The sequence below is a fragment of the Kitasatospora sp. NBC_00070 genome, from assembly GCF_045041205.1.
GTDB lineage: Bacteria > Actinomycetota > Actinomycetes > Streptomycetales > Streptomycetaceae > Kitasatospora.
Genome location: NZ_CP108248.1, coordinates 457,447 through 474,610 on the forward strand (window position 1 = coordinate 457,447; position 17,164 = coordinate 474,610).

Here is a 17,164-nt window from a genome sequence, read left to right on the forward strand (position 1 = left end):
GCGTCAGCTCAGGTCAGACGTTGCCGCCGCCGCTGGCGCACGCGCTGCCGCCACAGGTCGAGCCGCAGTTGTCATCGGTGCTGCGCAGCAGAGCGGCGACCACCTCTCCGCTCTCCACGATCTGCACGTCCAGGTCGAAGTCGCCGCCGGTGAAGGCGACGGTGCCGCCACTGTTGTTGGCCATGGTGCTTTCCTCCCGAGTGGTTGGTGCTGTGCGAGCCTGGTCGTGGATTACGGCCAGGAGATGATGAGCCGGACGTGGCGCTTGTCGATGACGTGCCCGTCCGGCAGCCGGTCATCGGGGGTGCCGGCCGGGTAAGCACGGAACACCGGTCCCGGACCGCCGCGCTGCTTCTCGTTCCAGATAGCGATCTGCTCGCCGATCAGGTCGATCAGGCGCTCCGCGTCGGGGCCGTGGCCGTACGCGCCGAACTCGTAAGTCGGCACCTCATCGGTGGTCCTGCGCAGGCCGAGGTAGGCCAGGCTCTCTCCGTCCGCGATCGCCGGGCACGCCATCCGGTTCGCGGGGGTGACCGTCTTGGTGTCCAGCTCGGGGTCGACCGACAGCATCCCGAAGCCCGGCAGCGATGTGGCCAGCCACAGGTACAGGGAGTCGAACGGCTCGGCCTGGCCGACCGTCACCGCGCTCCATTGCTCCGACTTCGCGCGCTCCAGCACACCGTCCAGCCCCGAGACATCCGGTACCGGATCCTCGTCGAAGCGCAGTCCCACCTCCTTGCCGCGCAGGAGGACCAGGCGCTCGTCGTGAGCGCCGGAGCCCTGCATCCTGACGAAACCGCACACCTCGGCCGAGGTGCTGACGAAGTGGTCGTCGTACTGGCGGAAGGTGATCGAGCGGGTGATTCCGCGCATCCGCAGCGGAACCGTGATCGTGCCGCCCTCGGTGAGCTGGCCCGTCCAGCCCGGCGGAAGGTCCCAGGCCCCAACCGTGACGATGACCCGGTCGAACGGGCCGTAGTAGTCCTCCAGCGGCTCGTTGCCGTCGGCCAGCACGACGTCGACTCGGCTGTAGCCGGCCTCGCCGAGGAACTTCTCCGACCTGTCGGTGACGAACGGGTCGATGTCCACCGTGACGACCCGACCGTGAGAGCCAGCCAACTCGGCGGCCAGTGCGGCGTTGTAGCCGCCACCGCCGATCTCCTCCACGCTCATGCCCGGCTGTACGTCCGCCTGCTCCAGCATGAACGCCTGGATCTGCGGCGCCGAAACTGAGCTGGTCGCGAGCCCGTTCGCGTCCCGCCTGGTAACCAGCGCCTGGTGTGGGTCGTACGCCTGCGCGAGGGAGAACTCCGGCGCGAACACATGGCGGGGCACCACGCTCATCGCCCTCGCCACCGCCTCACTGCGGATGGTGCCCTCCTGGCGCAGTTTGGCGACCATCGCCGTCCTGAACTCCTCCGCCCCGGTGGCGGTTTCGCGGTCGTCCTGCTGGAGCGACATGCTGCTCTCCCTCGTTGTTGGTACGCGCCACCCGGGAGGTGGCGCTGGTACAGCCCGGCCCGGCGGCAGCCGGTACCGGCGGTGGGGCCGCGCCCCTCCCGGTGGCGCGGCCCCACCTTCCCCATCCCGGCAATGCCGAGCGCGGCAGAATCGCATCGGAACGGGGAAGTCCCTTGGTGTGTGCTGGCTACCGCGCTTCGCGGTCCCGGACGCGCCTCCTCCAGCCGTTCCGCCAGCGGTCCAGGACCGATCGTCGGCGACGGGCGCGATGCCGTGGCAGGCTCCTCGCCTCCACCACTCGCTGAGCCATCGGGGCTTCCGGCAGCGGCAGTTCCGGCTCTTGGCTTCCGGAGTCCTTGAGCAGCAGGTGCTCCCACACCATGTCGTGGAGGCGGCGGATGCAGGCGGCGCAAGCTCTCATGGGCGCGGTTGCGGAAGCGACCGTGACCGGCCCGATCCACATGACGCGGGCCCACTCTCCGCAGTAGAGCCAGCAGAGGCCGTCCTCCCACCAGTTGCCGTCATCGGTGGACGGCACTGCCGGACGACCACCGCGGACGAAGGCTTCGATGCCAGGCAGGATCAGGCGCGGTGGTAGGGCCAGATCGGCGCTGGCCATCACAGGGATGCCCCCTAACATTCAGCGCGCTGCACCCTTGCCCACACGCTCTTTCTCCCCTTCGTCGTAGCAACATCCATGTCGGCCGCGAGGTCCCGGACCAGGAGCAGCCCCCGCCCCCGTTCACCCTGCGGCCTCAAGAGTGCTGGTGGCAGCAAGTCCGGCCTCCTATCCACAACTTCGACCCGGCAGTCACCTTTGAGCTCCTGCAACCTCACCTGCACCTCATCGCCGGGGTTGCTCGCGTGCTCAATCGCGTTGGTGAGGAGCTCCGAGAAGATGACAAGCAGGTCATCGAGCCCTGCGCCCTCCCAGCCCCAGCTGGTCATGATCTGACGAACCTGACTGCGGGCAGACGGAACTGAGACGGCGGCCGCCGCAAAGGTCGACACCCACTCGTTGAGGCGCTTGCTCGCCTGCTTGACGGCCACCACGTGCATCGCTCCCATGATCAGGGGCGACTGGCGCCCCGGGCTGGTTCGCTTGCGGGGACCAAGAATGCAGGCAAATGCCATAACGAAGCCACAACGCTGGGCAATCATTTGACGCACCATCGGGTGGTGCTGGAACGCGCTGATATCACTTGCTAACACTTCGCCCGCATCGCGTGCGCCGCGCCCCGCGCCGGTGATATTCAGCAGTAGAAAGACTGCGAACGCTACTGAATTTGAATTCGTGATGTCGGTCTGAGGATGGTCAGCCGTCCATGATCAGGCCGGTGGTGGTGAGGCAGGCGTCGATGAGGTGAGGGCGGTACTGGATCTTCTTCAGGCCGCGTCTGACGGCTCGGGCGAGCTGGTCGAGGTCGGCGGCGGCGAGGTTGCCGATGGTGCGCTTGACCAGCGACCAGATGCCCTCTTGCGGGTTGAGGTCAGGTGCGTACGAGGGGAGCTGGAAGACGGTCAGCCAGTCCTGGTTCGCCTGGATGAACTCCTGCATCGGCGGCATCAGGTGGGCGCGCAGGTTGTCCCACACGAGAACGATCGGGCCGCCGAGCCGGATGTGCGCGCGGATGAGCAGGTCCCGATAGTCCTGCCAGGTCAGGCCCTTCTTCTCGCCCTTGCGGCCTCGGTAGACGTGGAAGCTGTAGAACATCCGGGAGCGCCTGCCGGGCTTGTAGCAGCTCAGCCCCGCCATCGAGACCCGGCCGGCTCCCCGGCCCCGCACCCGCACCACCGGCGTGCAGCCGAGCCTGCCCCAGGTCCTGGCACGCGGCGGCCTCATCGACTGCCCGGCTTCGTCCTCGAAGACGAGCCAGGCCCCGCGGGCCGCCGCCGCGCTTTTACCCGCGGCCACATGTCCTTCTTCCACAACTCCACTGCCGCATCGTCGCGTTCGATGGCCCGGCGGGCCGGCTGCTGCCAGGACCAGCCGTGGCGCTTGAGCAGGACCCAGGTGCCCTCCACGGTGTAGGAGACGTGGAACAGTCGGCCGATCAGCGTCTTCACCCGTGCCAGGGTCCACCGCTGGTCCTCCCAGCCGTGGGCCAGCGGCCCACGCTCCAACTCCCGCTCCAGTCGCGCGATCTGGGCGTCGGACAGCTTCGAACGACCGGGTGAGCCCTTCGAAGCCACACCTGCCGCACCGCCCTCGCGCCACTGCCGGCGCCAGCGCTCCACCGAACGCACGCTCACCCGCAGACCGGCCGCGATCTCCCGGTTCTTCTCGCCGCCCTCGAAGCGTTCCACGGCCTGCTGCCGGATCCGCTCCCGCGCGGCCCTCTCCGCGTCGGTCAGACCGCCGCCCTGTGCATACCTCACAGCACATGACTACCGGGACCGTCCCTCCGCCGGCAGGCGAACGCTACTGCTTCACCCATCCGAGCGACATCACGCATTCAACTTCAGTAGGCGCGACGGACGGGAGACCCCGGCAGTGATGACCGTGCTCGGCCAGCTGATCGAAGACGCCAACATGCCCTTCGGCCGGTTCTTAGCCCTCTACCAGCAGGCAGCCGCCGAGCTGTACGAGGCCACCGGCGAGAAGGCGTACGACGAGCCTGATGTCACCGCGATGACTGTGCACCGGTGGAAGGTCGGAGGAGTCGCGATGCCCCGCCACCCTGCACCCAGCATTCTCGAACGGATGTACAACCTCCCGCCGAAGCACCTGTTCGCCTCGTGTACCGATGGGCCACCCGCGACCCTGCTGGAACCCATGCTCGATGAAAGTGAACTACTCATGACTGCACGTCAGGCCGCCGCTCACGCTGGCGATGCCGCAGGAAACAACCTTCCCGACATGACTCTCGCCGAGCTGGAGGACGACGCCAGGGCTCTGGCCCGCGCGTACCTGGAGCTGCCTCCCTTCGCCGTCTTCGGTCGGGGTCGAGACCTCCTGGCCGTCGCCCAGGCGATGCTGGAGCGCACGCAGATAGTGGCCCAGCGCGCCCGCCTCTACCTGGTCGCCGGCCAGGCAGCTGCCATCCTGGCGACCACCGCCTTCGACCTCGGATCACTTCCCGCTGCAGTGTCCTTCGCTCGCTCGGCCGCCATGTACGGCCAGGTCATCGCGTACGGGCCGCTCCAGGCACATGCGCATGGAACGCTGGCACTCCTCGCTTACTGGGACCGTCGCCCGTCCCAGGCGGTCGAACTGGCCCGCGTCGCGAAGGGCTTCGACGGCCTGGGTGACACCGCCCGTCTGAGGCTCGGCGTCATCGAGGCCCGCGCGTACGCACACCTCGGCAACGCTACGGAGGCCCGCCGCGCTGCCGTAGGCGCTCTGGAGGTCGGCCGGGGTGAACGCGACGAGCTTCACGACGATGTCGCTGGCGAGTTCGGATTCACGCGCCGCCGCGCGCTGATGAGCAACGGCACTACCTACCTGCTGCTCAACGACAGCACCAACGCCATCAGGTCCACGGAAGAGGCGATCGGCCAGATGTCGCGGCCCGGCGGCGGCGCGTCGGACCTGAGCCCACAGGAGAGGACCGACCTCGCGCAGGCTCAGGCCGATCTGGCTCGCGCTCACATCCTCGCTGGCGAACTGGACGGCGCCAGCGAGGCGGTAACCCCGGTGTTCGATCTGCCGCGTGAGTGGCGGGTCGAAGGCGTCACGGATCGAATGCGCAGTCTCCGCGGGGACCTTGCTCTCGCGGGTTCTGGGCAAGCAACGGCTGAACTGGCCGAACGGATCGAGGCTTACGTCGCTGTCGCGGCCAGCGCACAGATCGGATCGATTCCGGCCATTGGGGCTTGACCGCTCAGGCGACGCTGGCGAGCACCAGTGCTTCCTTCTGCGGTCCGATTCCGTGGGCGTGGCGCCTGGGGTGGTCAACCAGTTCCCCACCTGCCTGGAGCCACGCCCACGTCTCCGCGATGGTCTGCTCGACCGGTCGGCAGTGGAGGCCGGCCGCGACGGCACGGCTGGAGTCGACGTTCCAGACGCCGAGGTGCGTCCGCCACAGCGGCAGTTCGGTCCACTGGGTGACCCCGTGGTCGATGAGCAGCTGTTCGTCGGCCCAGGCGGGTGCGCCGGTGCCGCCGGTGACCTTCAGGCACTCCTGGATGAGCGATTCGAACGTGATGCCGGTCGGGTGGGTGACGTTGAAAACCCCACCCTCAGCGGCGGCAGCGCGGTCCAGGGTGAAACGGGCGACGTCCCTGACGTCCACGGGTTGGATCAGCCGTCCGGCAGGTGCGGGTGCGAGGATGCGACCGCCCTGGGCAGCCCGTCCAAGCCACCACGGCAACCGGCCGACATACTCCCCCGGCCCGAGGATGACACCGGGGCGGAGGAAGGTGCAGTCGTCACCGAAAACTGTCTGGACTGCTCGCTCTCCTCCAGCCTTCTGAAAGCCGTAGATCGTCGGGGACCCGTCGGCCCCGGTGTAGCCGAAGTTCTCGTCGGCGTCCGGAGGGCAGTCGAGGATCGGCCCGTCTTCGGTCAGTCTCTCGTGTGGCCAGCCCTGGTAGACCGACACCGTCGACACATGCACCCACCGGGCGACTTGGGAACGCAGAACCGTGGAGCTGAACAGGACCCCCTGCGGGGAGAGTTCGGTGCTGGACGTGTCGATCACCGCGTCCCACGGGCCGTAACCGGCCAGACGCTCAAGGTCTGCGCGCTCCGTACGGTCACCGAGGACGTGCTGCGCACCCTCCGTTGGTGTCCCGGATCGGCCTCTGCTGAACGTGGTGACGTCCCACCCTCGCTGAAGCGCCCCTTCCACCACAGCTCGGCCAAGGAACCACGTGCCACCCAAGACGAGAATCCTCATGGCGCCGATCCTGCCCTGCGGGCCGCTCCCTACGCCAGCTCCTCCAGCAGCACATCGGGGCGCAGGCCGAACGTCCGGCGGCACCGTGGATGAGAGACCGGCCACTCGGCTGCCTCATCTACGGTGCGCAGGCTCCGAGTTGCCTTGTCCAGGTCAGCGTGGGAAGTCCAGCCGCAGTTGGCGCCGTCGAACACCTCGACCATCTGGACACCGGCTTCGCGCCCCTTGTTGAGTGTTCCGGCGTTGTACGCCACTCCGGACTTCGCGAGGGTGGCCGCCTTCGCCCACACCCTCACGGACACCCTTGCCCCGTTGCGGTAGACGACGTGCCCGAGCCGGTGCTCGGTGGAAAGGCGGTCCGCCAGGTGGCGAGCCGCTTGGCGCGCGGTGACGTTGCCGGCCGCCAGGGTGTGGTAGCTCCCGTCGGGCCGCACGGCGCGCGGCGCGGTAGAGGACGTTGGCCATCCTCTCCGCTTTCTCGGACCGCCGGAGGAAGTCGCCGTAGGAGTCCGCCGCCAGGGACTGAAGCGCGTCTCGGTGCTTACTGACGTCGGCGCTTCGGGGTGATTGGCTTGTTCGTGTAGCTGACTGATGGTCATGTGCGCGGTATGCCGTTGGTATGCGTTATGCGGATGGGGGCGGGCTGACGGCTGGAGGCCGGCAGCGTCGCGAGGCGGTGCGGCTGGAGGCCGCGGGGTTGTTCGCCGATGGGCTGGGGCCGCCCGAGGTGGCCCGCAGGCTACGGGTGACCTTGAAGTCGGCCTACCAGTGGCACCAGTTGTGGCGCGATGGCGGTGGGCAGGCTCTGGCCTCTCGTGGTCCGGATGGGTCACGGTGCCGGCTGTCTCCGCGCTGTCTGGAGAAGCTCGCCGCGTACCTGGAGCAGGGACCGGCCGCACACGGCTGGGACGAGGATCAGGTGTGGACCGGTGCGCGGGTGGCCACGCTGACCGGCCGCAAGTTTCACGTCACCTATAGCGTCTCGGGCGCCACCCGCCTGATGCACCGGCTGGGCTTCACCCCGCAGGTTCCCGCGCGGCGTGCAGCCGAGCGCGACGAACAGGCCGTGGCCGCGTGGAAGGTGGTGACCTGAGCGGAGGTAAAAGCGCCCGGGCGGCCTGTGGCGGCTGGATCTGCTTCGAGGACGAAGCCGGGTTCACCCGCAGGCCGCCCAGAGGACGCACCTGGGGACGGCGCGGCATCACACCGGTCGTGAAGGTGAGCGGCCGGGGCTCCGGGAGGGTCTCGGCCGCCGGCCTGATCGCCGTTCGGCCGGGCTCGCGCACCCGGATGTGCCACCGGCTGCGGCGCCACACCGGACGCAAGGGCGAACGCCGCAGCCTCTCCAACGCGACTACATCGGCCTGATCGACGGAATCCACCACCTGGTCAAGGCACCGATCGTACTGGTCTGGGACCGGCTCAACACCCATGTCTCGCACGCCATGCGCGACTTGACCAGCGCGCGGGACTGGCTGACGGTGTTCATCCTGCCCGCCTACTCACCCGAGCTGAACGCGGTCGAGTACCTGTGGGCCCACATCAAGCACAGCCTCGCGAACCTCACCAGCGTCGCCCTCGACCGGCTCGAAGCCCTCGTCCGCAACCGCCTCAAACGACGACCGAGCCGACGTCCTGGACGGGTTCCTCGCCGGAACCGGCCTCTCCCTCGACCTCCCACCACCATCACCTTGGAGCGCCGAGGTCAGTACTCACTACCTTGGACTGCTTCCTCCGGGACCATCCATCCCAGTATCAGGCCGTCCAGGTCATCGGGGGAACCTCAAGCGGTGGGGCACCCCGGGCCTTGGACGTCCCGGCAGGAGGCCGCCGCGTCGTGGCGCAGCGTCACAGCCGGCATGGACCCCGCCGCCTGGCGTCCTGCTCGACAACGCCCCTGACTCCTGGGTGGACCTGCTGCCGGTGGCCTGGCCCGGTGCTGGCCACCAGTCCCGCCCCGCTGCCGGTGAACTGGAGCGACGGTGCCCGTCATCACCGCCTCAGCCGTAACGGCCCGGCATTGCCTTGAGACGCCCTGGCGGGCGGGCCGCTTCGATGTGATCGGCGCACGCGAACACCGGGTGATGACCAGCTGTCATCTTCCAGGTCCTGGCGGCGTACTCCTCACGTCGGGGGTTTCGGGCGTGGCGTCGAACTCGTCGAGCTCCAGGAATGGTGAGGTGACCAGCCCAGGACGGAACGAGCGCGAGCGGAGTCCAGTAGCGCTCGGCAGGGCTGCTCCTCCTGTGCGACGCCACGCCGGTCGGCTCCGGGGAACAGGTTGCTGACCAGCTCACGGCTGTTCGGCGAGGCGGAGGGTACGTCGGCGCACAGCAGCAGCCGGTGGCATCCGGAGAGCGGCGCGTGCAGGGCTCGGTGGACGGCGTCGGCAAGGTCCCGGACATCCAGGAGGGCGCCGTACCGGCGCACCAGAGACGACTCGAACTCTGGCTGCTCGGTGAGCGCCTGATGTGTCATTCGGTGGGTTCCGGACGTGAGGAGGCCCGGCGGGCGCAGGCACACGGTGGGGGTACCGGTGGCGGTAGTGAACGCCGAGCACAGCTCCTCGGCCAGGAGCTTGGAGATCGCGTAGGGAGTGTCCGGGCGGCAGGGGTGATGCTCATCGATCGGCCGGCGGTCGGGGGCGGAGCGACCCGCGAAGTCCCCTAGGACATCGGCCGAGCTCATCACCACGACACGGGTGTGCCCGGCGTTCCGGGCCGCCTCCAGCACGTTGGCGGTGCCCAGGACGTTCGCCCGGAATATCTGCCAGGCCTTTGCGGTCTCCGTCAGGACGGTACTCGGATGGGCCGGCGGATGGTGTCTGTCGGGCCCTGCCAGGTGGACGACCGCTTCCGCGCGGCGTGCGGCCTTCATCAAGGCCGCCGTCTCCAGGACGTCCTGGCCGTCCCTGAGGTCGTAGCCGATGACGGTGTCGCCGTGCTGCTGGAGCAGGTCGGTGACCGCAGCGCCGACCGTGCCGCGGTGTCCTGTGACCAGAACGTCCATGCTCATCCCCTTTGGCCGGGCCCCGGCAGGGCTGGCTGGGCTTAAGCATTAGATTGTCCGGATAAGTACCGCTTTTGACAATCGCCATCTGCTTCCGGCGGAGAACGGAGGCATCTTGCCCCCGCAGCCGGAACGCACAGCGACAGGCAGGCCACAGCGGGTGGCAAATCCCCGGCATCCGCCCCATTCGGCGGCGATTCGGACCGCCCAGGATCCGATCTCCCCTGCGGTGCCATGCGGCACCGGACGGCCATGCCTGGCTTCGGTCCGGTGTGCCCTGGTACGCCGCCGGGGATTCGAACCCCGGACCCGCTGATTAAAAGTCAGCTGCTCTAACCAACTGAGCTAGCGGCGCCCAGAACGACCGTATCTCCAGTGGTCCCAGTCGGGCGGACAACGCGCCGTCGTACTTCGGCAGGTGACTACCGTCATCCCGCGATCACCCTGGCCCCGCACGAGATCATCCGCCCCGGAGACGAGCCCCAGTCTTCACCAGGCGGTGCCGTCCGCATGGATACCGGCCCCGAATCCGCCCGGGCAGCTTCTGGCCGATATCGCCACTTGTGCCCATGGCGGCCCTTCTTGACAGTTCGTCGCATACGCACGCGCGCGTCCCCGGGTCGCCCCGGAGTGGCCTGGCCCGTACACGGCCGATCGCCCCACCAGGTGCGACTCGTCCCACGACCCGCTCCCTGCCCCGCCACTCTGGCGATGTGGGCGCGGCCATCGCCGCCGCCGCCTTCCTCAAGCGAGGCCCGACGCCCGCTGTACGGCCCTCGCATCGCCGTGGTGTCATGGCCACGATCAAAATCTGGCCTCATTCGTCCACTCTCGAATCCGGCCATCCACTCGATCACCAAGGAGATGCCCCATGGCTCTGCGCGCATCGATCCTGACCGCCGGCGTGCTCCTCGCCACGCTCGCCGGCACGGCCCTGCCGGCCCAGGCCGCCACAGTCCTGCCAGCCAATCCGCCCGCGGACCACATCGTCATCGACGTCGCGAGCGTCAACGGCTCCGGCTGCCCCACCGGCACCGCCGCAGTGACCGTCGCAGACGACAACACGGCCTTCACCGTGACCTACAGCGACTACCTCGCCCAGGTCGGCCCCAACTCCCTGCCCACCGACCTGCGCAAGAACTGCCAGGTCAACCTCGACGTCCACGTCCCCCAAGGCTTCACCTACGCCATCGCCTCCGCCGACTACCGCGGCTTCGCCCACCTCGAACCCGGAGCCAGCGCCCTGCAGCGCGCCAACTACTACTTCCAAGGCTCCCCCCAGACCGTCACCTCCACGCACCGCTTCCAGGGTCCGCTGGACGACAACTGGCAGGCCACCGACAGCGTCGGCGTCGCGGCCCTGGTCTGGGCCCCCTGCGGCGAGAAGCGCAACTTCAACATCAACACCGAACTGCGCGTCGCCGCCGGAACCTCCAACCGCAACGCCACCAGCTTCATGACCATGGACTCCACCGACGGCGGCATCAACACCATCTACCAGCTCGCCTGGAAGACCTGCCCCTAACCAGCCCCGGCAGAAGCGCGGGTGCTGCGAAGGCCTGAGGGCCCGTCCCGTACCCGGAACACCTGCCGACACCACCCGATACCCGGTCCGGTCCGCCCTGCACTCCTGGCGGACCGGACCGAACCACGTCCGGCCCCGGCGAGGTGTCACCGGAACGGGGGAAAGGCGGTGGAAGGGCAGGTGCCGCCCGTCGTCATCCCTGCGGTGACCGTACCGGCCCGGCCCGGGATCGCTCCCGACCGGACGTGGCCCTGCCCTCACTACGGGATCGGGCGAGCACCGTCGTCCCGCCGTCCGCTCAGGACCCTCCGTGCTTCCGCTGTCCCGGGATGGTCACGACCTGCTGCGCCGCCCACTCGTAGCGGTAACCCGCCAAAATCCGGCGGGCGGCGGCGGAGTCCGGGACGTCCATCCCCACGTACCGGTGCGCCGAGCGGATGGCGGCCAGGGCCCGTTCGATGCTCCGGGGAGCCAACGGGCTCCCCGTGCGCTCGGTGGGGGTGCTCGACAGATGGAGAACGTAGGCGGCGACCGTCTCCCCCGAGGCAGGGATCGCCGTCCGCCCTTCCCCCCGGCACCACTCGTCGAAAACGGCCAGGTCCGCGAGGTAGGCCCGGCGGGTGGCTGTGGGCAGGGAGCAGCTGCCGGCGGTGCGCCGCCCCGCCTCGTCGAGCAGGTCGTTCACGTCGCGGGGGCGAGGCGGGGCGGGGTAACGGGGGCTCTTGGTCATGCTCTTCCCCTCTTCCCTCTGCTGGCCCGGACGGCCTGGATACAGTGACAGTGTTACATGGCCTGTCAACTAGTAACGTCGCGAGGTCGCACGTAGCAGCTGTGGGCAACTCGTCCATCGCTGCCCGCACTGCGCGTGCGGGAGAGGGGTGCGGGGCACCGCCCGGCTCGAGCGCCGCCGTGCTGATGCGACGGCGGTCGGTGGCGGTGCGGGCTGCCTGGGGCAGGCGTTGGGGGGCCTGGCGGGGCGGTGGCGGTCCCCCGTCGGCGGGGCCGGGGCTGTACGGCCGGTCCTTGCACTGTCCTGCGGTGTCCAGCTCGTCGGCCTGCCGGCCGGGCCCTGTCCGGGCCCGGCCGGAGACGCCTCAGTCCACGAGGACGCCGGGGTTGAGGACGCCGGCTGGGTCGAGGGCGGCCTTGGCCGCGCGCAGGGCCAGTGCGTAGGGATCGGGGCGCTGGCGGTCGTAGCCCGGTCGGTGGTCGCGGCCGACGGCGTGGTGGTGGGTGACGGTGGCCCGGTGCCGGAGCAGCAGGTCCATGGCGGCTGATTTGATCTCGTCCCACATCTCGACCTCCGCGCCCCGTCGCCCGGCCGCGATCACCGTGAAGTAGGGGGCGGCACCGTCCGGGTAGAGGTGGGTGAGCCGGCAGTGGATCAGGCCCTGTGTGCCGGTGATCCGGCGGATGGCGGTTCCGAGCTCCTGTTGGACGTCTTCGTAGAGGCCGGGGAGCCGGTCCCAGGTGCACGCGGTCTCGAAGGTCTCGACGATGGCGCTCATCCGGGCGAGCGCGTCCCGCTGGTACGGCATCCGCAGGAACGCCGAGCGCCAGGATCGCGTGGCCGTGCCCTTCGCCCCGGCCGCCTCGTGGAGTTTGCCACCGTTGCCCAGGGCGATGGCGACGGCTTCCTGGAGGTGGCCGGAAACGGGTAGCTGGGCGGACTCGAACCCCAGCAGGAGCATGGCCTTGCCCTGTGGTGAGGCGCCGGAGACGGCGGCCTCGACGGGGTCCAGCAGTCGGCAGTTGGCGGGGGTGAGGCCGGACTGGACGATCGCCCGGGCGGCCTCGACGGCCGGGGCGAAGCCATCGAAGGAGAGGGCTGCGGACTCCTTGAACACGGGCCGTTCCTGGAGTCTCATCCAGGCTTCCGTGATGACCCCGAGGGTGCCTTCCGACCCGAGGAACAGCGCGTCCGGCGAAGGGCCCGCTCCCGAGCTCGGAAGCCGCCAGGACTGGCTGACCCCGGCCGGGGTCACTACGCGCAGGGACTGGACGAAGGCGTCGATGCGCGTGGGCCCGGTGGCGAAGTGGCCGCCGGCCCGGGTGGCCAGCCACCCGCCCAGTGTGGAGAACTCGAAGCTCTGTGGGAAGTGACGCAGCGTCATTCCCTCGGCGCGCAGCCGGTCCTCCAGCTGGGGCCCGAAGATGCCTGCCTGGATTCTGGCGGCCCGGCCGGTGCGGTCGATCTCGAGGACTTGGTCGAGGGCGGTCAGGTCCAGCGAGATGACTCCCCGGTGGGTGTCTCCTCGGTACTCGACACCGCCGGTCACCGAGCTGCCGCCGCCGAAGGGGACTACCGCGAGGCCGGCGTCGGCTGCCCAGTCGAGCAGGTCGGTTACGTCCTGCTCCCGTTGTGGTGCGGCCACCAGGTCGGGCAGCGGGTCGACGACTCCGTGCAGGGCCCGCATGACGTCCCGGTAGGCCTTGCCGCGGGCGTGGCTCAGCCGCTGCAGCGGGTCCGCGGAGCACAGGTGGGCCAGAGGCGCCGGTGGCGCGATCCGTGCGGCCGGGAGGTCGAGTGCTTTCGGGTCCGGGACGGGCAGCGGTTGTCCGGGGAGGCCTGGCACCAGGCTTCCCAGCGCCGCGCACTCTCCGTCCGACAGGGCCTCGTCCGTCCAGCCCCAGCCCCACCACGATCTGGTGCGCATGCGCCCCCCTCAACTTACCCCCTGGTAATGTGCCTCACGGTAATCTCGCCGTCACGGCGAACGCAAGGGGTCGACCAAGGGCATGCCCGCGCGGAGCACGAGGATCAGGTCCTGGCCATCGCTACCGTGAGGCCCCGCCGGAGCGGGGACGCCGGAGCGGGCCGCACTGGGGAATCCTCTCTTTCGAGCACCCCACTGGGCAGCCATGGCCGGGCGCCGGGGCCGTGCACCGCCTCCGGCCGGGCACCATCGCGCCGCAGAGCCAGTCGGCCCGCCTGGGGATGTGAACCTGGTTTCATGAGACGCGCCGACGTGCTTCAGGTCATGGACGGGCTGGCCCGGGAACAGTGGGGTCTGGTCACGGCCGGCCAGGTGCGCGCACAGGGTCTGGAGGACCGGTGGCTGACCACCTTCGTCCGGGGCGGGGTGCTGACCCGGGTCCGGCTGGGCGTCTACCGCTTCACCGACCGGCCGCCGACGCCCTTCGAGGACATCAAGGCCGCCTGGCTCCACCTCGACCCCAGTGCGCCGGCCAGCCAGCGCACCGCCATGGACCACTTCTCCGGCGCCGTCTCGCACACCACTGCCTGCCGGCTGTGGGGCCTGGGGCTGCAAGCCCTGCCCAATCCCCCGCTCATCGAACTGACCGTGCAACACCACCATCACATCGGCGGCCTGAACCTGCGCCTGCACACCTCAACGGCCGGCCACCCGCTCGCTCATGAGGACACCGCCGTCCTCGACGGGCACCTACCCGTCACCACCGCCCGCCGCACCCTGGTGGACCTGATGCGCACCGAAACCGACCCCGTGGTTGTGGGAACCGTCCTGGCCGAGGCCGCGGACCGCGACTTGGTCGACCTCGATGACATGGCAGAACACCTCCGCCACTACGCTCCGCAGTACGGCCTGCCGACCGCTGCGTTCGGCGAACCGCTCATCGCCTACCTCCTGGGAAAGACCACGGACCGGGGGCGCGCGGCCATGGACCACCGCATCGGCCGGGTGTTCGGGCGCTAGGCCGACCCGGGCGGTGGACGGCACAGAGGCGGAGCGGGCCGATTCCCACCCATCCTGGGGACGCAGCTGACGGCGCCGTGTGGCCGGCGGGTTCGCCCGCTCGTCGGTTCGGGGTTCCACGGCCGCCGCAAGGGGAGGTTCGCGGCGGCCGTGGAACCTGCCAGGCTCGTCGCGATGCGCCGACCCTGGCGGAGTACTTCTGGGGGTTCAGGCATCAAAAGCCTGTCACCCCTGCGGCTGATGACCTGTCCATGCACTTCAGCCACCCGTACTCCACCAGTGCGACTGACACCCGTCCCTGAGCCATCAGCCGCACCTTTCCCACCGGTGAACAGGAAATCGAAGCATGCCCTGGCAGTCCCCTGTCCACGGGTTCTGCTGCGGCAGCGAAATATCGACTTCTCTCCTCCGGTGCCCCGGAACTGTATCCCGAGCCAACCGTTGGCCGAAAGGGACTGCGGCGGAAAAGTTCCCCTACTCCGGCTGCCCCGAAGTTTTCCACACAATCGGGCGGGGATCGGTCCCGGAACGTTACGCGTTTTCTGTTATCCGGGCTTCACCGTGGTGGCACGGCAAAGCAACGCACTGCCTTCGAGAACAGGGCGGCCGGAACACTTCCCGGCCGCCACGCGCCCTCGGCCGCACCACTGGCTGCCGACCGGATGCACAGGCTTGGCCGGACAAGTACCCAGCTCGCATATCAAGCCACCTTGCAGGCGGCCCGTAGACAGCCCTGCCAGGCGCGCTCTAGAGTCCTGGGCCACCGGTGATCCCGGTCGAATTCCTGACGCCCGCCGATTGTCTGTATCGGCTTTTCGGCTTTCTGTGACACGAGCTACCTGATCATCCGGCGCTCACTTGAGCGAACAGCGCTATCTGGGCCATCGAGTTTCCCGGAATCGTAGGCGCGGCCAGAGTTTCTTCTGAACCACCCGCCCCCGCCTCCGCGCCCAGTTCATCTCCACAGCAATTGCGTGCCATTCGCAACATTTCTTGCTCTTCATGATGAGGAGTTTCGATGAGCGCAGCCACCGAACAGCACCGGGGCAGGATCGGCGCCGCATTCACATCCACCCTGACCGCCATGACAGCGGGATTGGTGCTGGTTTCCGGTCCTCTCCTCCCCCAACAGGCCTCGGCCGCCGAATCCCTGCCCAGGATCGACACGGTTTCGACCGGTGCCTTCACCCAGGCCTGGAGTACGCCACAGGTGTTCGGGGCGCCCTTGGGCGTCTGGCGGCCCCAGCGTCCCCGGTACTACGAGAACGCACCATTCCATCCGCTCGGTGACATCGTGATGACCGCGACTGCAGACGCCCCGAAAGCCACGTTCCTGGTCAGGGACAATCCGGGGTTCGTCGATCCGCCGGCCGATTTCGCCATGGTGTGGAACGCGGTCGGCCTGCAGAGCACCGGTGTGCCACCGGCGTTCATCTGGCGCCCCGTCCCGAAGCCGGGCTTCACCTGCCTGGGCGACGTGGTGACCACCAGCGCGTCGAAGCCTTCGGCGGACGTCATCCGCTGCGTCCGCACCGAGTACACCCGGCCCGCGAGGAGCACCAAGCTGGCCAGCAGCTACGGATCCGCGATGGTCCCCTCTGACCGCTGGACGGACATCCTCGAAACGACTGCCGACCCGTCGGACACGCACGGGCTGCAGACCTCAGGCTTCCGGGTGTACAGCCCGCTGGGCAAGGGCGCGGACCCGTCCGGCTTCCGGGTTCTCGGGAAGGACTATTTCTCCAACGCGGGCATCGCCGGCAGCTGGATCCCCAACACCGGCGTGCCGAAGCAGTGGAGCGACAGTGAGCGTGCGAGCGTCGGGCTGAAGGTCTGGCTGGCCTCCGCCGAGGAGAACTTCCCTTCCTCGGTCGACCTGCACCTGGCCAACACCCACGTCAGCAACGGTTACCGGGTGACCAATGAGCCTCTCGGCTGTGCTTCCTGCACCAATCCGGCGTTCTTGAGGGGCACTCGCCCTGACGGCACCCGGGAAGGCACCCCGCCGATGTACACCGAGGTCGTGCACCGCACGAGGAACAGCAGCCCCACCAACATCACCGATGTCGTGTACTGGATGTTCTACCCGTACAACAACGGGAAGCGGGTGTGCATCGGGGTCTACACCCCCTTCGGCTGTGCGGGCGGGTACAGCACCTTCGGCAACCATGTGGGCGACTGGGAGCACGTCACCGTCCGGTACGTCGACGACCAGCCGTACCAGGTGACCCTGAGCCAGCATGAGGGTGACCAGACATTCCTCTACGGTTCCAAGTACCTCGAGCTGGATCTCTTCCGTCCAGTCGTGTATGCAGCGACCGGATCCCACGCGCTCTACAGCGCCTCGGGGAACTTCACCTACAAGAAGCTCCCGAACGGAGATTCCCTGGTCGACCGGACCAGCCGTGGAACTGCCTGGGAGTGGGCCTCCTACCCTGCCAATCAGTTCATCTGGCAGTCGGCGGGCACCTACGCCGGCTCCTGGAGCTGGCTCAACTACACCGGGCGGTGGGGCAATCCGGAGTCCACCTGCGTGGGATCTCCCGTGAACCAGTGCGTCCTTGAGAATGGCCCCGAAGGGCCCAATATGAAGGGCGAATTCCAGCCTGCGATTTCGTGAACCCGGCCTGTGCCCACGGGGCGCCCGGCGT

16 protein-coding genes, 1 tRNA gene and 1 pseudogene are annotated in these 17,164 nt (G+C 68.8%); 6 read left to right on the top strand and 12 right to left on the bottom strand.

The features are described from left to right. Positions 1 to 13: 13 nt before the first annotated feature. The 6 genes from OHV05_RS37025 to OHV05_RS37050 all read right to left on the bottom strand — a co-directional run bounded on the left by OHV05_RS37025 (position 14) and on the right by OHV05_RS37050 (position 3,840). A complete protein-coding gene (locus OHV05_RS37025; RefSeq protein WP_331730633.1) occupies positions 14 to 184 on the bottom strand; it encodes an FxLD family lanthipeptide in 171 nt (56 codons plus the stop codon). Between the two features lie 47 nt (positions 185 to 231). Beyond that, on the bottom strand, positions 232 to 1,461 hold the full coding sequence (gene fxlM / locus OHV05_RS37030) for a methyltransferase, FxLD system (protein WP_331730635.1): 1,230 nt from the start codon (positions 1,459 to 1,461) through the stop codon (positions 232 to 234). Positions 1,462 to 1,648: 187 nt separating this feature from the next. Continuing rightward, a complete protein-coding gene (locus OHV05_RS37035; RefSeq protein WP_331730638.1) occupies positions 1,649 to 2,080 on the bottom strand; it encodes a hypothetical protein in 432 nt (143 codons plus the stop codon). Positions 2,081 to 2,094: 14 nt separating this feature from the next. Continuing rightward, positions 2,095 to 2,520 carry an ATP-binding protein gene (locus tag OHV05_RS37040; RefSeq protein WP_405021679.1) on the bottom strand — a complete coding sequence of 142 codons (426 nt, stop codon included), beginning with the start codon at positions 2,518 to 2,520 and terminating at the stop codon, positions 2,095 to 2,097. 256 nt (positions 2,521 to 2,776) lie between these two features. After that, on the bottom strand, positions 2,777 to 3,304 hold the full coding sequence (locus OHV05_RS37045; protein WP_405021680.1) for a transposase: 528 nt from the start codon (positions 3,302 to 3,304) through the stop codon (positions 2,777 to 2,779). Then, a complete protein-coding gene (locus tag OHV05_RS37050) occupies positions 3,301 to 3,840 on the bottom strand; it encodes a winged helix-turn-helix domain-containing protein (RefSeq protein ID WP_331730644.1) in 540 nt (179 codons plus the stop codon). Before OHV05_RS37050 ends, OHV05_RS37045 begins: the two co-directional genes overlap by 4 nt. A 118-nt stretch (positions 3,841 to 3,958) precedes the next feature. Here OHV05_RS37050 and OHV05_RS37055 point away from each other — a divergent pair, with 118 nt between their 5' ends. Further along, complete coding sequence (locus tag OHV05_RS37055; protein WP_331730647.1) at positions 3,959 to 5,281, top strand: hypothetical protein; 1,323 nt, start codon at positions 3,959 to 3,961, stop codon at positions 5,279 to 5,281. 4 nt (positions 5,282 to 5,285) lie between these two features. On the opposite strand, the gene OHV05_RS37060 is transcribed toward OHV05_RS37055, so the two are convergent. Beyond that, positions 5,286 to 6,302 (bottom strand): NAD-dependent epimerase/dehydratase family protein, encoded by a 1,017-nt coding sequence (locus tag OHV05_RS37060; RefSeq protein ID WP_331730649.1) that lies wholly within the window; start codon positions 6,300 to 6,302, stop codon positions 5,286 to 5,288. Between the two features lie 29 nt (positions 6,303 to 6,331). Further along, positions 6,332 to 6,901: a hypothetical protein gene (locus OHV05_RS37065; RefSeq protein WP_405021681.1), complete on the bottom strand. Its 570-nt coding sequence runs from the start codon at positions 6,899 to 6,901 to the stop codon at positions 6,332 to 6,334. A gap of 20 nt (positions 6,902 to 6,921) precedes the next feature. Here OHV05_RS37065 and OHV05_RS37070 point away from each other — a divergent pair, with 20 nt between their 5' ends. Together OHV05_RS37070 and OHV05_RS37075 are read left to right on the top strand one after the other, a co-directional pair. Next, a complete protein-coding gene (locus OHV05_RS37070; protein WP_405021682.1) occupies positions 6,922 to 7,395 on the top strand; it encodes a transposase in 474 nt (157 codons plus the stop codon). 119 nt (positions 7,396 to 7,514) lie between these two features. After that, positions 7,515 to 7,994: pseudogene (locus OHV05_RS37075) on the top strand (transposase); the annotation flags it as partial. Between the two features lie 432 nt (positions 7,995 to 8,426). Here OHV05_RS37075 and OHV05_RS37080 read toward each other — a convergent pair. Continuing rightward, the gene (locus OHV05_RS37080) at positions 8,427 to 9,311 is read right to left on the bottom strand and encodes an SDR family oxidoreductase (RefSeq protein ID WP_331730653.1); all 885 of its coding nucleotides are present in this window, start codon (positions 9,309 to 9,311) and stop codon (positions 8,427 to 8,429) included. 278 nt (positions 9,312 to 9,589) lie between these two features. Beyond that, positions 9,590 to 9,666: transfer RNA gene (locus OHV05_RS37085), tRNA-Lys, on the bottom strand. Between the two features lie 516 nt (positions 9,667 to 10,182). On the opposite strand from OHV05_RS37085, the gene OHV05_RS37090 reads away from it, so the two are divergent. Then, a complete protein-coding gene (locus tag OHV05_RS37090; protein ID WP_331730656.1) occupies positions 10,183 to 10,836 on the top strand; it encodes a DUF4360 domain-containing protein in 654 nt (217 codons plus the stop codon). A gap of 298 nt (positions 10,837 to 11,134) precedes the next feature. Here the strand turns inward: OHV05_RS37090 and OHV05_RS37095 are convergent, their stop codons facing one another. Together OHV05_RS37095 and OHV05_RS37100 are read right to left on the bottom strand one after the other, a co-directional pair. Continuing rightward, the gene (locus OHV05_RS37095) at positions 11,135 to 11,566 is read right to left on the bottom strand and encodes a hypothetical protein (protein ID WP_331730658.1); all 432 of its coding nucleotides are present in this window, start codon (positions 11,564 to 11,566) and stop codon (positions 11,135 to 11,137) included. 364 nt (positions 11,567 to 11,930) lie between these two features. Continuing rightward, positions 11,931 to 13,493, bottom strand: a complete 1,563-nt coding sequence (locus tag OHV05_RS37100; protein ID WP_331730661.1) for an FAD-binding oxidoreductase — start codon at positions 13,491 to 13,493, stop codon at positions 11,931 to 11,933. A gap of 297 nt (positions 13,494 to 13,790) precedes the next feature. Here OHV05_RS37100 and OHV05_RS37105 point away from each other — a divergent pair, with 297 nt between their 5' ends. Continuing rightward, a complete protein-coding gene (locus OHV05_RS37105) occupies positions 13,791 to 14,513 on the top strand; it encodes a type IV toxin-antitoxin system AbiEi family antitoxin domain-containing protein (protein ID WP_331730664.1) in 723 nt (240 codons plus the stop codon). Between the two features lie 1,018 nt (positions 14,514 to 15,531). Then, positions 15,532 to 17,133: a Vps62-related protein gene (locus tag OHV05_RS37110; RefSeq protein WP_331730668.1), complete on the top strand. Its 1,602-nt coding sequence runs from the start codon at positions 15,532 to 15,534 to the stop codon at positions 17,131 to 17,133. The last annotated feature ends 31 nt before the right edge of the window (positions 17,134 to 17,164 follow it).

Excerpts from the sequence above, each read along its gene's own strand:
- OHV05_RS37025 (WP_331730633.1), bottom strand. The coding sequence starts at position 184 with ATGGCCAACAACAGTGGCGGCACCGTCGCCTTCACCGGCGGCGACTTC.
- fxlM (WP_331730635.1), bottom strand. The coding sequence starts at position 1,461 with ATGTCGCTCCAGCAGGACGACCGCGAAACCGCCACCGGGGCGGAGGAG.
- OHV05_RS37035 (WP_331730638.1), bottom strand. The coding sequence starts at position 2,080 with ATGGCCAGCGCCGATCTGGCCCTACCACCGCGCCTGATCCTGCCTGGC.
- OHV05_RS37040 (WP_405021679.1), bottom strand. The coding sequence starts at position 2,520 with ATGCACGTGGTGGCCGTCAAGCAGGCGAGCAAGCGCCTCAACGAGTGG.
- OHV05_RS37045 (WP_405021680.1), bottom strand. The coding sequence starts at position 3,304 with ATGAGGCCGCCGCGTGCCAGGACCTGGGGCAGGCTCGGCTGCACGCCG.
- OHV05_RS37055 (WP_331730647.1), top strand. The coding sequence starts at position 3,959 with ATGACCGTGCTCGGCCAGCTGATCGAAGACGCCAACATGCCCTTCGGC.
- OHV05_RS37060 (WP_331730649.1), bottom strand. The coding sequence starts at position 6,302 with ATGAGGATTCTCGTCTTGGGTGGCACGTGGTTCCTTGGCCGAGCTGTG.
- OHV05_RS37065 (WP_405021681.1), bottom strand. The coding sequence starts at position 6,901 with ATGACCATCAGTCAGCTACACGAACAAGCCAATCACCCCGAAGCGCCG.
- OHV05_RS37070 (WP_405021682.1), top strand. The coding sequence starts at position 6,922 with ATGCGTTATGCGGATGGGGGCGGGCTGACGGCTGGAGGCCGGCAGCGT.
- OHV05_RS37080 (WP_331730653.1), bottom strand. The coding sequence starts at position 9,311 with ATGGACGTTCTGGTCACAGGACACCGCGGCACGGTCGGCGCTGCGGTC.
- OHV05_RS37090 (WP_331730656.1), top strand. The coding sequence starts at position 10,183 with ATGGCTCTGCGCGCATCGATCCTGACCGCCGGCGTGCTCCTCGCCACG.
- OHV05_RS37095 (WP_331730658.1), bottom strand. The coding sequence starts at position 11,566 with ATGACCAAGAGCCCCCGTTACCCCGCCCCGCCTCGCCCCCGCGACGTG.
- OHV05_RS37100 (WP_331730661.1), bottom strand. The coding sequence starts at position 13,493 with ATGCGCACCAGATCGTGGTGGGGCTGGGGCTGGACGGACGAGGCCCTG.
- OHV05_RS37105 (WP_331730664.1), top strand. The coding sequence starts at position 13,791 with ATGAGACGCGCCGACGTGCTTCAGGTCATGGACGGGCTGGCCCGGGAA.
- OHV05_RS37110 (WP_331730668.1), top strand. The coding sequence starts at position 15,532 with ATGAGCGCAGCCACCGAACAGCACCGGGGCAGGATCGGCGCCGCATTC.